This window comes from Acinetobacter sp. TY2 (assembly GCF_046269225.1).
Taxonomy (GTDB): Bacteria; Pseudomonadota; Gammaproteobacteria; order Pseudomonadales; family Moraxellaceae; genus Acinetobacter.
On record NZ_JBJZOR010000025.1, the window covers coordinates 1 to 14,970 of the forward strand.

General features: G+C 36.7%; 14 protein-coding genes. 8 read left to right on the forward strand and 6 right to left on the reverse strand.

Annotated elements, in window-relative coordinates; translation table 11 throughout:
- Positions 1 to 221 precede the first annotated feature (221 nt).
- Positions 222 to 785 (reverse strand): peptidylprolyl isomerase, encoded by a 564-nt coding sequence (locus ACK1JC_RS13670; RefSeq protein ID WP_409512424.1) that lies wholly within the window; start codon positions 783 to 785, stop codon positions 222 to 224.
- Positions 786 to 954: 169 nt separating this feature from the next.
- Between ACK1JC_RS13670 and ACK1JC_RS13675 the strand changes: the two genes are divergently transcribed.
- A complete protein-coding gene (locus ACK1JC_RS13675) occupies positions 955 to 1,641 on the forward strand; it encodes an acetoacetate decarboxylase family protein (RefSeq protein WP_409512425.1) in 687 nt (228 codons plus the stop codon).
- Between the two features lie 88 nt (positions 1,642 to 1,729).
- Here ACK1JC_RS13675 and ACK1JC_RS13680 read toward each other — a convergent pair whose 3' ends face one another.
- Positions 1,730 to 2,794: an alpha/beta hydrolase gene (locus ACK1JC_RS13680; RefSeq protein ID WP_409512426.1), complete on the reverse strand. Its 1,065-nt coding sequence runs from the start codon at positions 2,792 to 2,794 to the stop codon at positions 1,730 to 1,732.
- A gap of 213 nt (positions 2,795 to 3,007) precedes the next feature.
- On the opposite strand from ACK1JC_RS13680, the gene ACK1JC_RS13685 reads away from it, so the two are divergent.
- The 5 genes from ACK1JC_RS13685 (at position 3,008) to ACK1JC_RS13705 (ending at position 8,748) form a co-directional block, all read left to right on the forward strand.
- On the forward strand, positions 3,008 to 3,484 hold the full coding sequence (locus tag ACK1JC_RS13685; RefSeq protein ID WP_409512427.1) for a hypothetical protein: 477 nt from the start codon (positions 3,008 to 3,010) through the stop codon (positions 3,482 to 3,484).
- A 674-nt stretch (positions 3,485 to 4,158) separates the two neighbouring features.
- Complete coding sequence (grpE, locus tag ACK1JC_RS13690) at positions 4,159 to 4,701, forward strand: nucleotide exchange factor GrpE (protein ID WP_409512428.1); 543 nt, start codon at positions 4,159 to 4,161, stop codon at positions 4,699 to 4,701.
- 117 nt (positions 4,702 to 4,818) lie between these two features.
- The gene (gene dnaK / locus ACK1JC_RS13695) at positions 4,819 to 6,759 is read left to right on the forward strand and encodes a molecular chaperone DnaK (RefSeq protein WP_409512429.1); all 1,941 of its coding nucleotides are present in this window, start codon (positions 4,819 to 4,821) and stop codon (positions 6,757 to 6,759) included.
- 589 nt (positions 6,760 to 7,348) lie between these two features.
- Entirely contained in the window at positions 7,349 to 8,266 is a 918-nt protein-coding gene (locus ACK1JC_RS13700) for a matrixin family metalloprotease (protein ID WP_409512430.1), read from the forward strand.
- 104 nt (positions 8,267 to 8,370) lie between these two features.
- Entirely contained in the window at positions 8,371 to 8,748 is a 378-nt protein-coding gene (locus ACK1JC_RS13705) for a hypothetical protein (RefSeq protein ID WP_409512431.1), read from the forward strand.
- Positions 8,749 to 8,832: 84 nt separating this feature from the next.
- On the opposite strand, the gene ACK1JC_RS13710 is transcribed toward ACK1JC_RS13705, so the two are convergent.
- The 4 genes from ACK1JC_RS13710 to ACK1JC_RS13725 form a co-directional block, all read right to left on the reverse strand.
- Positions 8,833 to 10,125: a lytic murein transglycosylase gene (locus ACK1JC_RS13710; protein WP_409512465.1), complete on the reverse strand. Its 1,293-nt coding sequence runs from the start codon at positions 10,123 to 10,125 to the stop codon at positions 8,833 to 8,835.
- Positions 10,126 to 10,628: 503 nt separating this feature from the next.
- A complete protein-coding gene (locus ACK1JC_RS13715; RefSeq protein WP_409512432.1) occupies positions 10,629 to 11,750 on the reverse strand; it encodes a 5-(carboxyamino)imidazole ribonucleotide synthase in 1,122 nt (373 codons plus the stop codon).
- A 56-nt stretch (positions 11,751 to 11,806) separates the two neighbouring features.
- On the reverse strand, positions 11,807 to 12,319 hold the full coding sequence (purE, locus tag ACK1JC_RS13720; protein WP_409512433.1) for a 5-(carboxyamino)imidazole ribonucleotide mutase: 513 nt from the start codon (positions 12,317 to 12,319) through the stop codon (positions 11,807 to 11,809).
- Positions 12,320 to 12,500: 181 nt separating this feature from the next.
- A complete protein-coding gene (locus ACK1JC_RS13725; protein ID WP_409512434.1) occupies positions 12,501 to 12,848 on the reverse strand; it encodes a DMT family protein in 348 nt (115 codons plus the stop codon).
- A gap of 193 nt (positions 12,849 to 13,041) precedes the next feature.
- Between ACK1JC_RS13725 and ACK1JC_RS13730 the strand changes: the two genes are divergently transcribed.
- Both ACK1JC_RS13730 and mpl read left to right on the forward strand, forming a co-directional pair.
- Positions 13,042 to 13,455 carry a hypothetical protein gene (locus ACK1JC_RS13730; RefSeq protein WP_409512435.1) on the forward strand — a complete coding sequence of 138 codons (414 nt, stop codon included), beginning with the start codon at positions 13,042 to 13,044 and terminating at the stop codon, positions 13,453 to 13,455.
- A 147-nt stretch (positions 13,456 to 13,602) separates the two neighbouring features.
- Complete coding sequence (gene mpl / locus ACK1JC_RS13735; protein ID WP_409512466.1) at positions 13,603 to 14,970, forward strand: UDP-N-acetylmuramate:L-alanyl-gamma-D-glutamyl-meso-diaminopimelate ligase; 1,368 nt, start codon at positions 13,603 to 13,605, stop codon at positions 14,968 to 14,970.

A 14,970-nucleotide genomic window follows, 5' to 3' on the forward strand; every position in this document is an offset into this window, starting at 1 on the left:
TACTTAACAACTCAGCACTTTATGCTTCGTTCGTTTCCGTCTATCTCGTCGGTATGGGGTGCATTCTATACCATTTCAGTTTGATGACAAGTACTTTTAACCAATTGTTTTATCGTATGTTGTATTTTTAAACGATATACTTTTTAAAAAACAACATATTTCTCATAAGTATTTAATTATAAAGCAGAAACATATTTTTTTATTTCTGCTTTATTTTTAAATTATTTTGTAGGTACTGTTTTGTAGCTAATACTGAGAATTTTAATCGGTTGTTTAGGCACATCTTGATACATACCGTAGCTTCCTGTCGGCACATTAACCATCTTATCGACAATTTCCATACCTTTAGTAACTTTACCAAATACAGCATAACCAGGATTACCTGCAGCTTTATTTAGAAAGTCATTATTTGCAACATTAATAAAAAACTGACTGGTTGCTGAATCTGGATTATTGGTACGTGCCATTGCCAATGTACCACGTGTATTTTTCAGACCATTTGAAGACTCATTTTTAATGGCTGCCTGAGTTGGCTTTTCAATCATTTTTTCATTCATACCACCGCCTTGAACCATAAAGCCTGGGATGACACGATGAAAAACAGTTCCGTTATAAAAATTCGTTTTAGCGTAGTTTTTAAAGTTAGCAACTGATAATGGTGCTTTATCATCATAAAGCTCAATATCAATGTTACCAAGATTGGTTTTAATTTGCATGTCTGTATTGGCAAATGTATGACTCGCAAGAAGTACCAAACCTAAACTTAATCCTATCTTTTTGATCATTCTTTTATTTCCTAAAACGTTTTAAATTCATGATGACTATATTAGTCTGCTTTGAATCATGAAAGTTATTTCGATTACAAACATTGAATAAATATTATCAATAACGTCATACAGTATTTTGCATATCTTCAATAAAAAATACATATGTGAAAATGAAGGATTGCCTCTTATGAATCAAATAGTTTTAGCACAGCATTTACATACTGAATTCCCTTGGCATCTTTCGGGTGAAGGCTATATTTTAAATTATTGGCTCAATCCACAATTAATTGAGCAGTTTATGCCTTTTGGTTTAGAAAAATCTAAATTCGGTCGCTTAGTTCAAATCATGCTCGTGCGTTATCACAGTTCACCCGTCGGTCCTTATGATGAATTGCTTTTTTTAGACCATACTAGCAATGGTTTAAATATGCATTCGCATATACCTAAAATTTATGTTTCAAGCCAAGCTTCCGTAGACGAAGGGCGCTATCATTGGGGGATTCCTAAAGAACTTGCTCAATTTGAGTGGAGTTTTTCACCAACTCAATTGAGCTGTCAAATTTCGGTGAACAATGAAATACTTAATATTCAACTAAATTTATCTCAAAAAACTTTACCAGTTCAGATCTCCTCTCGTATTTTTCCTGCTCATTTTTTTAAAATTGAACAACAAGATCAACAATACCGCTATCAGTTCGCACCTCATTTTAAAGGTCGCTTAGCTTATATTCCTCATGCTGAATGGCAAAACACTCAAAATATTTTCCCCGATCTATCGCAAGCAATTTTTATGAAAGGCTTTTATTCGACTGACTTTCAGCTCACTTTTCCTGAGGCATTAAAAATAGCGTTATCCTCAAGTAAATCGTCTTGAAATGAACAAAGATCATATTAAAAAACCGTTGTTTCATGCTCATTTGAAACAACGGTTCGACTTAAAGCGAAATAAGCTTACTCAACAATTAATATTTATCCCAAAATTTACGGAATTCTTTACACATTTCAATTAAGTTCTTTTTCGCTTTTCTTGAAATTGGCGTCAGATTAATAAAGCCATGTGTTTGATCTTCATATTCATGATAATGTGCTTTGACACCTTCTTGACGTAATTTATAAGCATAAATTTTGCCTTCATCGTGCAGAACATCGTGCCCTGCTGTCACAATAAAAGCAGGTGCAACTTTTTTTAACTGACCATTAATGGGCGAAATAATTGGATCATCAAGCTCCATTTTATGTCGAGTCACATAATAATCCGTCACATAGTCAATATCTTGTCCTGTAAGTACAAGACCATCTTTATAAGCAAAGAAAGATGGATGGCGACTCTTGAAATCTACAGCAGGATAAATCAAGAACTGCGCTGATGGTGCATAGCTTGTATTGACTGCACGTTGTGAAATCACTGCACTGATATTTCCACCTGCACTATCTCCTGCTACCGCAATACGATTTTTTAAAATTTTAAATTGTCGACGATTTTGATAGACCCATGCCAATGCATCTTCACACGATTGAATTAATGCTTTCGGTCCAACTTCAGGTGCCAGCGGGTAATCTATACTCAGTACTTGCGCTTTAGCATGCACAGCAATTAAACGACAAACTTCATCATGCGTATCAACGCTACCCACCACAAAACCACCACCATGATAAAACACGATCATCGGCAGTTTTTTACCCAGTGCAGGGTGATAATGTCGTGCGTAAATACTGCCACTTTGTAAGGGCAAACGAATATCTTCAACAAATTGAACATGCGTAGGTTTATGAATAATAGACTGCATTTGTGATTCAAAGGCTTTGCGTGATCTCTCAACACTTTCCCCAATAAAACCCACTTTGCCTTGTTTTAACTGCGCTGCCATTAAACATTTAGTAAAGCTATCGAGCTGTGGGTACTGATAGGGATAACCCAATAGTTTAGCTAATGATTCTTGTGCAAATTTCGGTAAGCGATCTAAGGTACGACCTGCTGCACCCTGTCCCTGTTCAATCTTTTCTTGTAAATTTTGTGTAAAAGCCATTACTGTTCATTCCTTAATTCTTATCCCTGACTCTTCATATTCTCTACATGATCAGTCTCAATATGACTATATTCTTATACAAGTCATATAATCAACATACAAATAAAACACTTATATTAAGCTAATCTGACTCTATGTCCTTGTCATTGACAATTTTGCTTTTTAACAGATTTTTTTTTGCTATTGATGTATGAATTATTGGAGGCAATCAACATGATTAAAGCACTTATTGCAACAATCACTACCGCTTTTCTCGCTGTTGGCTGTGTTGCTTTTCCTGAGGATGGCTATTCATCACGTGGCGGTTATTATGGTAACACGAGTTATGGAACGTACGATGACCGAGGTTATAAACGTAACAATCGTCATTATGATGATCGCTATGAACGTGAGCGTGCTTATCGCTTACAACAAGCGCGTATTGAACAAGATCGCCGACAGCGTCAACTTGATCATGAACGTAGGCAATTTGATCAAACTAAACGTGATCAATACCGACTAGATCAAGCCAAATGGCAACAACGCCAACAGGAATGGCAAAAGAAACAACAAAACCACAACCATAACAATGGTCAAATGAATCGCCCAAATCATAAAACTGAGAACAATACATCTAACCTAAATCAAAGCAATAAGAAACGTGATAACCGTCGTGGAGCGTTCAATCATAGCAATAACCAAGACAGATAAGTCTTGATTCGCTCTCTCAAAATATAAAGCTTATACATGAAGCGAGGCATAATGGTCTTTATGGCTCGCTTTTATTTTTCTATTTTCTATGTAAAAAAGTCAATTTACTTTTTAATTGGCAAAAAAAAAAGCTTACCCAATTGATTTGGATAAGCCATTAAAACAAAAAAAGAAACTACAGCTATAGATTCTAGTTAAATATAATACAGCGAGTATCCATACTTGAAAAATACTTTTTTCACCTCTCTGTAATACCTTTTAAATATTAAATGATCAATCACCCCTGACTTTCAAAAGTTGTACTTAACTCTAAATATTGATAATCCACCCCTATTTATAATTATTTTTATATATAAAAATCAAAAATTTAATATATTAAATTCAACTTAGAAATCACATTCACACAATTCGCTTCATCCTATAAAACTGACAGTTCAAGAATGATCGTTTTGCATACTATCATTCAAAAGTTATAGTCAATGTTATCAAAAATCAGCATTTTTAGACCAATATCGCTAATTAGGTAAATTTAATCGGCATTATTGCTTGAATTTTTATCTCTCGCCCCGATTTCTTTAGTAATCATGAAATTTATCACTCATGGCAGTTCAGAGTGAATATTGAAGCCTAAAGGACTGTACATGTTTAAGAACCTATTTAAAGGGAGCAAATCAATGGCGACTGAGCAAAACGAACAAGCTCAAGATCTTCAACAAGAGCAAATTGCAGAACAAGAATCAGCACATACTGAAACTGAACAAACTGAAGTGACTGCTGAAGATTTACAGCAACAAATTTCAGTTTTAGCCGAAAGCCTAAAACTTGAAAAAGCTCGTACTGCAAATGCTGTATATGAAGCTCAGAAAAGTGTTGAGCGCATTCAACGCGAATCTGAAAAGCACAAAGATACGGTTTTGGAAAAATTTGCCAAAGAGTTGCTTGATACAGTCGATAATTTAGAGCGCGCAATTGCTGCTGCAGGTGAAGACAATGCAATGGTTGAAGGCGTAAAACTAACCCTAAAATCTTTACTCACAACTTTAGAAAAATTTGGTGTTACCGAAGCAGACACAACACGTGGCTTTAATGCTGACCTCCATCAGGCAGTAGGGATTGATCCAACGGCAAAAGCCAATGAAATTGGCACTGTTCTACAAAAAGGCTACACCATCAACGGTCGTTTACTGCGTCCTGCAATGGTCATGGTAGGCGCCTAAGCCTTATAAACTTGAGAGTTTTTAATTTTTTTATGCATTTTGACTTGAAAAATTTTGAATGGCTCTCATATTGAATAACAAGCAAAACACTGTAAAAAAAATTGAGGAATATATCGCATGGCTAAAATTATTGGTATTGATTTAGGTACAACAAACTCTTGCGTAGCTGTACTTGAAGGCGACAAAGTAAAAGTAATCGAAAACGCTGAAGGCGCACGTACAACACCATCTATTGTTGCGTATAAAGATGGTGAAATCTTAGTAGGTCAATCAGCAAAGCGTCAGGCTGTAACCAACCCGAAAAATACACTATATGCAATCAAACGTTTGATTGGTCGTAAGTACCAAGATCAAGCAGTACAAAAAGATATTGGTCTTGTACCATACAAAATTGTTCAAGCTGATAATGGTGATGCTTGGGTTGATGTCAACGACAAAAAACTTGCACCACAACAAGTTTCTGCTGAAATCTTGAAAAAGATGAAGAAAACAGCTGAAGACTACTTAGGTGAAACAGTAACTGAAGCGGTTATTACCGTTCCTGCTTACTTCAACGATGCTCAACGTCAAGCAACTAAAGATGCAGGTAAAATTGCAGGTTTAGAAGTTAAACGTATCATCAACGAACCAACTGCTGCTGCACTTGCGTTTGGTATGGACAAGAAAGAAGGCGACCGTAAAATCGCTGTATACGATCTTGGTGGTGGTACATTTGACGTATCAATCATTGAAATTGCAGACCTTGATGGCGACCAACAAATCGAAGTATTGTCTACAAATGGTGATACATTCCTTGGTGGTGAAGACTTTGATAATGCATTGATCGATTATCTTGTTGAAGAGTTCAAAAAAGAACAGAACTTCAACTTAAAACAAGATCCTCTTGCATTACAACGTTTGAAAGAAGCAGCTGAAAAAGCGAAAATTGAACTTTCTTCATCAACTGCAACTGAAATTAACTTGCCATACATCACTGCTGATGCGACTGGTCCTAAACATTTAGTGATTAGCGTAACACGTGCAAAATTGGAAGGTTTAGTTGCTGATTTAGTTGCTCGTACCATTGAGCCTTGCCGTATTGCGCTTAAAGATGCGGGTCTTTCGACTTCTGACATCTCTGACGTAATCTTGGTTGGTGGTCAATCACGTATGCCAATGGTTCAACAGAAAGTTCAAGAATTTTTCGGTAAAGAACCACGTAAAGACGTAAACCCTGATGAAGCTGTAGCAATGGGTGCTGCAATTCAAGGTGCGGTACTTTCAGGTGACAAAACTGATGTACTTTTACTTGATGTAACTCCGCTTACACTTGGTATCGAGACTATGGGTGGCGTGTTAACAGCAATCATTGAGAAAAACACCACGATTCCTGCGAAGAAATCTCAAGTGTTCTCAACAGCTGCTGACAACCAACCTGCTGTAGATATTTCAGTGTTCCAAGGTGAACGTAAAATGGCTCAGCAAAACAAATTGTTGGGTAACTTCCAATTGGGCGACATTCCACCTGCTCCACGTGGTGTGCCACAAATTGAAGTATCATTTGACATCAACGCCGATGGTATCTTGAAAGTATCTGCGAAAGATAAGAGCACTGGTAAAGAGCAATCTATCCAGATTAAAGCAAACTCAGGTTTGTCTGATGCTGAAATCGAAGCAATGATTAAAGATGCTGAAGCGAATGCTGAAGAAGATCGTAAGTTCGAAGAACTTGCTAAAGCACGTAACGAAGCAGATGCTTTAGTTGCTAGCTCACAAAAAGCAGTAAAAGACCTTGGTGAACAAGTGACTGCTGATGAAAAAACTGCAATCGAAACTGCGGTTTCTGAGCTTGAAGCTTCTACTAAAGAAAATGACGTTGATGATATCAAAGCGAAAACTGAAGCTTTACAAAATATCATCATGCCAATTTCTCAACGTGCTTATGAAGCAGCACAAGGTCAAGGTGGTGCTGAAGGTTTTGATCCTAGCCAATTTGCTGGCGATGCGGGTCAACAACAAAAAGCGGACGATGGCGTTGTAGATGCTGAGTTCACTGAAGTTAAAGATGACAAAAAATAATTTGTCAATTTAACCTTGCTTTAAAATAAAAAAAACCGTACGAAAGTACGGTTTTTTTATGGTTTTAATTTTGAAGACATTCATACTTACAATGTAAAAAAGCATTTTTATTTAATGGTTTAGAATAATGAGATTATATAACTTAATCTAGCTAAATTAAGTTATAAGCTTAAGACTTGAAATTTGTATAAAAATGAGTAAATCCACTAAAGATAAACGAGTCAAAGCTTCTATTATTTTGTTTGCTCAGAACGATATCGATAGCATTTCCGTACAAAAAATTGGGGTGATGAAGAGTAAGTTATGGGTGAATATTTACCAAAAATCACTTATACATCTAAAACCGACTTTGAAACTAAAGGCTGTAACTAATAACGCACTACTTTCCTCGTAACAACACCAAGTATGCTGGAAAAATTTCCGACTTTTTTCAGCATTTTTATATCTTCAAATAATGATATAAATTTAAAATGCATCATCCGTCTGAGTATTTATCTATAAATAAAGTAATTAACAAACTGACCACTATTCTCGAATACATTATTTTCAGCTAAATTATGAACAACGATAGAATACTTTTATAAAATTTATGCGCTTTTGGTTAATTATTGCAGCCCTTATTTTTACTGCTTATTTTGCATTTCAACGCATGCAACACCCTCAACTCAATCATAATTCTGTGATGGATCGCATTACACATCCGACCGATACACGTCTGCGTTATCGTATTGGTCATGTTGATCCACGGTTTAATCTCACACAGGAGCAGGTAAAACGACTTACACAACAAGCTGCTGACATTTGGTATACAGGTGCTAAACAAAGTTTTTTTGTCTATGACCCCAATGCTCAACTAGCAATTAACTTAATTTACGATGAACGCCAGGCAGAATCTTCCGCACGTAGTCAAGAAATGCGTATTTTAGAAAATACACGCCAATATACAGATGCTGAACACTTTAAAGTTCAACAGCTTGAACAAGAATTATTACAAGCGAAGCGAGAGCTTGATATTCAGCAAATAAACTACGAACAACGGTTGAACCAATATAATCAAATGGTCAATGCCCTAAATCAATCACAGCAACGCTATAGCGACAACGTAATGCAACAAATTCAGCAGCAAAAACAACAACTCCAACAACAACAAGTTGAACTGCAAACAAATACCGATATATTTAATCGTAAAGTTGAACATTTAAATCAGAACGTAAATCAGGCAAATTCGATTAATCATCAGTTCAATCAATCAGTTGATCAATTCAATCAGCGTTTTCAACCACGCCAATTTGATAAAGGTGTCTTCAATGGACGTGAAATTAATGTCTATGAGTTTCAGTCTGAAAATGATTTACGTATTACCCTCGCACATGAACTCGGGCATGCACTCGGCTTAAAACATAATGATGATCCTAAAGCGTTGATGTATCCTGTTATGAAAGAACAAAATTTATATCAATTTCAACTAACCAATGCCGATTTAGCCATGTTAAATTCAAGAAAGTAAACCATTTGAGTCATATACTCTAAATCCATATTTTATATAAGGGTTTGATGCATTTTTTGCTCAACTTATGCTATTGTAAACTGAGTAATTTAAAGGAGATTGCGGTGAGTTATTATCATATTATTCTTGAAGTGAATGATCATATCAGCACGATTGAACAGAGCCGTGACATTGAAATTTTCGATATTACGGAACTTCAACCCTATCTCCATGCGGTTTTATTGCCATATTACAATGAGCAAATGATTGAACTTGAAGATGAAAATATTGAGTTCGAAGATGTGCTACATCTTTCTATTAAACAAACACTCTTGCCCATTCAACACCTAATTGAAGAAGAGCAAAAACAATTACCAAGTGATACAGATATTACAATATCTGCGTATGAAATTTTCAATGATCGTGCTCACACTCAAGATGTAACAGCCGTTATTTTTGATGTATTGGAAGCGGTTAAAATAGACAAAACTGATATCGAATAACTTTACACTTCATCATAAAGAAAATTTTGGATAAAAAACTATAAAAAAGGTCTGCAATTGCAGACCTTTTTTATAATCAATACATTACTTCATCATATTCTGTGCATTTTCATTTCTAAATGCTTTTAGAATTTGCTGTCCTGCACGACCCGTTTGAGTTAAACCTAAACGTGCTTGCTCTGTCTGAATCGCTTGGCGAGTTTTATCACCAATCAAACCATCTGCATCACCAATCGGATAACCTTTTTTCAACAAATAATTTTGAATTTCACGACGTTCTGCACGTGAAGTCCCAGGATCATTCGTCGGCCAAGCGGTTTGGATTGTTCCTTTACCTTGTAAACGATCAGACAAATGTGCAATGGCAAGTGCATAACTTTCAGCAGCGTTATAACCATAAATTGCATCAAAGTTTTTAAACACCAAGAATGCAGGACCATCTTTACCTGCTGGCATCATTAACCCTGCCGATGTATTCCCCGATAAATTTCCTTGAATAATAGGTGAACCATCAATACGGGTAAAGCCACGACTTTCCCATGAGCTGAGAGATTTTTTATTACGACGACTTTCGCCACCGACTGAAGCACTCTCAGGAATATTAACTTCAAAGCCCCATGGCATGCCTGTTTGCCATCCGCCACGTTTCAAGAAATTCGCAGTCGATGCCAAAGCATCTGCTGTACTTGAAACCAAATCACGGCGACCATCACCATCAAAATCAACCGCTAAACTTTCATAAGTCGATGGCATAAATTGCGTATGACCAAAAGCACCCGCCCATGAACCTTTTAGTTGCTCTTCTCTTAAATCGCCACGTTGTAAAATACGCATAGTCGAAAAGAACTCTCCACGGAAATAACCTTGCCTGCGCCCTTCGCAGCTTAATGTCCCAAGTGCTTGTAATAGTGGATACTTACCTGAAATATCACCAAAATTACTTTCTACACCCCAAACAGCAACAACTGTTTCCGCAGGTACACCATAAGCGGCTTGCACTCGATTTAGTACATCTCGGTGCTGTGCCAACATTTCACGACCTTTTGCGACACGCTCTTCATCAACTAAACCTGAAAGATAATCCCAAATGGGGGTTGAAAATTCAGGTTGATAATTCAGTTTTTCAATCACCGAATAATCAGGCGTTAAATTTTGCGTATAACGATCATAAGTCGAACCATTTACACCTGATGAAATTGCAGATGAACGTAAATTTGCCAAACAACTTTGAAAATTATTTTTAGGGTTAAATTCAGCATTCACATTTGGACTACTGATATTTATTGCTGTAGATGGCGTGCCATTTATTATGAGTTCAGCATTTGCTTGATTCACCGTGAATAAAAGTGAACCGCATAAAATTGAAAAACGAAGCATAGTATTCATAATCAGTTTTAACTTTAAATTATGTAAATACCTTATCAGTCTATGAATAAAATGACAGGTATAAATACGTAAAATTTGAATTCATTTGTTTATTTTTAAAATCACAGCATTTTGAATTTAAAAAATTATCCACACCCAGCTTCAGCAATAAGTTTAAATTCAAAGTGTCTTATACTTTAAATTCAAACTTTTCTTTATTTTTAAGTATAAAGTTCTGTGGATAACTTCGACATCCAATATCTTTCACATTATTTTATTTTGAATTCAAAATAAAATTGCACATTTAAATTTATTTTAAATTTAAAAATTTGCTGCCATGCTGATATGAATTTTATTGTTATTTTTTTATTTGTACTTTTATCTAACGACATTTTTTCATCACCGATCATGCCAAAAAAATGTCTGTAAAAATAAAGGAGGGGCATCATACCGAAATTCAAGAAATAAAAAAGCGATCATTTTCATGACCGCTTTTTTAACAAACAAAGTTGAGTTTAAATGTTCATATCTTCGCTGAGTGACAATGGATTCGGCAAAATTTTCGCCAACTGACGACATAAAGTCACCAATTCAGCACTATCATTTGGCATCAGGGTAATATGACCAATCTTACGACCTTCACGTTCAGTCTTATTATAAAGATGTAAATGCGCACCATTGAGTGCCAATACATCTTCAGACTTCGGATATTGACCAATAATATTAACCATCACCGTTGGACGAACAACTTCAGTTGAACCTAATGGTAAACCTGCCACAGCACGAATATGATTTTCAAATTGCGAACAAATTGAACCTTCAATCGACCAATGCCCAGAATTATGTACACGCGGCGCCATTTCATTTGCATACAAACCTTTGTCTGTTACAAATAATTCAAGCGTCAACACACCGACATAGTTCAAATGATTGAGCAGGCGAGTAATATAATCCTGCGCTACAGGCTGTAAATCCACACTGTTTGGTGCAGGTACAATCGAGTGTGACAAAATACCATCGTGATGATGATTTTCAGCCAAAGCCCAAGTTTTCACATCGCCATCTATACCACGTACAGCAATGATCGATACTTCACGTGAGAAAGTTACAAAACTTTCAGCAATGAGTTCACCCGCAGGGCCGAGTTCAGCCCAAGCTTGCTCAATTTGATCAGCTGTACGAAGTACAAACTGACCTTTGCCATCATAACCACCACGCGAGGTTTTAAGAACAATCGGTAAACCAAGTTCTGCAATAGCAACCTTTAACTCATCTAGAGATGTCACTGCCTTATACGGTGCAACAGGAATTGCGAGTTCATCAAACAAGGCTTTTTCAGATAAACGATGCTGTGCGATTGCCAAAGCCTGACGAGGTGGATGCACATCTTTTTGCTGGGTCAATACATCAACATCAGCGAGTGGAGTATTTTCAAACTCTAGGCTGAAAACATCTGCACTGACAATAAAATCCTGTAAACCATTTTCAGCTTGAGTGGAAATCACTTGACCTAAAGCTGCCGATGGGCAATCTGTGTTGGCTTCAAAAAAAGTACATTGAATATTAAGCGGTAATGCAGCTTGCGCCATCATACGACCCAATTGACCACCACCAAAAATACCGATGGTTTTATCCATAACGTATGTCCCGTTTATGCTTGGCTAGTCTAAATAATACTTAAAATTATTAAATATTAGATTTGACCTGGAATGTTTTTGCTCGCAACTTTATCGGTTTGTGCTGCACGAAAATCTGCAACATTTTTTGCAATTTCAGGACGGGTTAAACCCAAGATTTGCGCTGCCATAATTGCGGCATTGGTTGCGCCTGCTGGACCAATTGCCAATGTACCCACCGCAATGCCTGCTGGCATTTGTACGATTGAAAGCAATGAATCTACGCCATTTAAAATAGACGATTTAACTGGAACACCAAGCACTGGAAGATCAGTTTTTGCCGCACACATACCTGGTAAATGTGCTGCACCACCTGCACCTGCAATGATCACTTGAATACCGCGTTCACGCGCAGTTTCAGCGTATTCAAATAAACGGTCTGGCGTACGATGCGCAGATACCACTTCAGCTTCAAAAGGGACACCAAGCTGTTTTAGCATATTGGCAGTGTGTTCTAAGGTTGCCCAATCAGATTGAGAACCCATGATAATTCCAACTAAAGGAGCGTCTTGTACAGCGGCCGCATTCATTGCATATATTCCGTAAACGAATGTAAGGAAGTTTAAATACTGGTGATCAGTGTTTAAATGAATATCAAGAAGCTCACTATTATAGACTGATTTTTCATCTCAAGAAAATTTAACAGACATCGTAGGGCAATATTTTCATTATTTTTTATGGAAATAAGGCGAACTGAGTCAGGTTAATGAATTACTGACTTCTAAAGACAAAATATACACAGCCCAATAAACATAAGCCTGCCCACAAATAATCCAATTTAAATGGCTGTTTAAACAGAAATATCATAAAGGGAACAAAAACCAAGAGTGTGACAACTTCTTGGGTAATTTTCATCTGTCCCAATGCCCAGCCATGTTGTGAGAGCATACGTGTAGCAGGAATCATAAAACTATATTCGAGCAATGCTATGACCCAACCAAATAAAATGGCTTGCCATAACGGCGTATCATGTAAAAATTTTAAATGACCATACCAAGCCAATGTCATAAAACAGTTGGAGATAATAAGAAAGCCTAATGCTAAAAAAGTTAAATTCAATTATTCTTACTCCATAAAAACCAAATCCATTTTTAAAGATTTAAATTCTAATAATCAATTCAAGAGATATTACAAATGAAAAATTTTTTACTTGGTTTAATTGCACTATTTTCTTCCTCGATAAGCAATGCAGAACCATTAAAAGTAAATTAAATCAACGAAACTTTTAATGATTTAGCTTATATGTTTAATCATGAACAAGCAGATCCTATCTATAAATTGGATTTTTAAAAAAAATAAAGAATTAAACTTCAGCTATGACAGCCTTAAAATTGTAGATCAATACCTTTTAGAAGTCAGAAAAACGGACTTAGATAAATTATCAAATGAACAATTCGCACGTATTGTAGTTAGAGCAGGCGCCTATGTAGGTGAAACGATTAAAAGAAATGACAAATCGAAACAATGGAATTGGGTAAATTTTGAAAATGCACAAAAAATTAATTCTAAATTTTATAATGATAGTGAAAAGTCCCTTTCTTATGCGACCGTATTAACCGATGGTCAACAATTTACTTTTCCATTAAATAAAGTCATAAAGTTCTTAAATAATGGTGAAGAAGATAGTCTATATTTATATGCAGTATCATCGAGTAAATTACAATAACAACCTAAATGCTTTTTTCATTTTTACGATACAAGAAAAACTATCTTTTCCCTTAAAGCCTTGCTATCGTTGCTTTCAAATCAAATGAACATGACAACACCACAACAACAAAGTGATGTGTCTATAAAAGCAGTGGAGTTAAAACGAATGCATCTGCATATCTTAGGTATTTCTGGCACATTTATGGGTTCTTTGGCGCTATTAGCGCGAGATTTAGGACACAAGGTGACAGGTTCAGATCAAAACGTTTACCCACCAATGTCCACCCAGTTAGAAAATGCCGGTATTGATGTGATGCAAGGCTTTGACCGTAGCCATTTACAACCGCATCCAGACTTAGTCATTGTCGGTAATGCCATGAAACGTGGTATAGATGCTGTGGAATATATGCTCGATGTCGGTATGGCATATACTTCAGGTCCACAATTCCTTGCAGATCACGTTTTACAAGGCAAACATGTCCTTGGTGTTGCAGGTACGCACGGTAAAACCACCACTACAACGATGCTTGCGTGGGTACTAGATCAAGCAGGTTTAAACCCAGGATTTTTGATTGGTGGTGTGCCTTTAGGTTTTAGCCAAAGCGCACGTTTAGGTGGTGGAAAATATTTCTGCGTAGAAGCAGACGAATATGACTCTGCATTTTTCGACAAGCGTTCTAAGTTCGTTCATTACCATCCTAAAACTGCAATTTTAAATAACCTTGAATTTGACCATGCAGATATTTTTGATGACTTGGCTGCCATTCAAAAACAATTCCATCACTTAGTCCGTACTATTCCAAGTGAAGGTCGCATCATTGCACCGATCACTGAAACCAATATTGATGAAGTCTTAGAAATGGGCTGTTGGACACCTGTTATTCGTACCTCTTTAGATGCAAACGACTCGGCAGAAGTATATGCAGAACAATTATCTGCCGATGGTTCACATTTCAAAGTGCTACAACACGGTGTAGTTAAAGGTACTGTTAGATGGAACATGACAGGGCAACATTCGGTTGCCAATGCTTTAGCGACCATTGTCGCTGCTGAGCATGTGGGTGTTTCAATTGAAGTGGCGTGTGAAGCATTGTCAAACTTCGGTGGTGTAAAACGCCGTATGGAACTGTTAGATACAGTAAATGGCATTGAAGTTTATGATGACTTTGCACATCACCCAACAGCAATTGATACCACTTTAGAAGGCGCACGTAAACGCTTAGGTGAACGTAAACTTTGGGCGATTATTGAACCACGTTCAAACACTATGCGTATGGGTTCACATAAAGATGGTTTGGCACATTCTGCTCGTTTGGCGGATGAAGTTATTTGGTATCAACCAGAAGGTTTAGATTGGGATTTACAACCTGTAATTGATGCTTCCCCAAATAAAGCGGTGGTTGCACGTTCACTCGATGACATTATCCAAACTGTGGTTGCGGAAGCTGGTGAGGGTGATGCCGTTGTCATTATGTCGAATGGCGGTTTTGGTGGATTACATCAAAAATTACTTACTGCGTTAAAATCAAAGTAA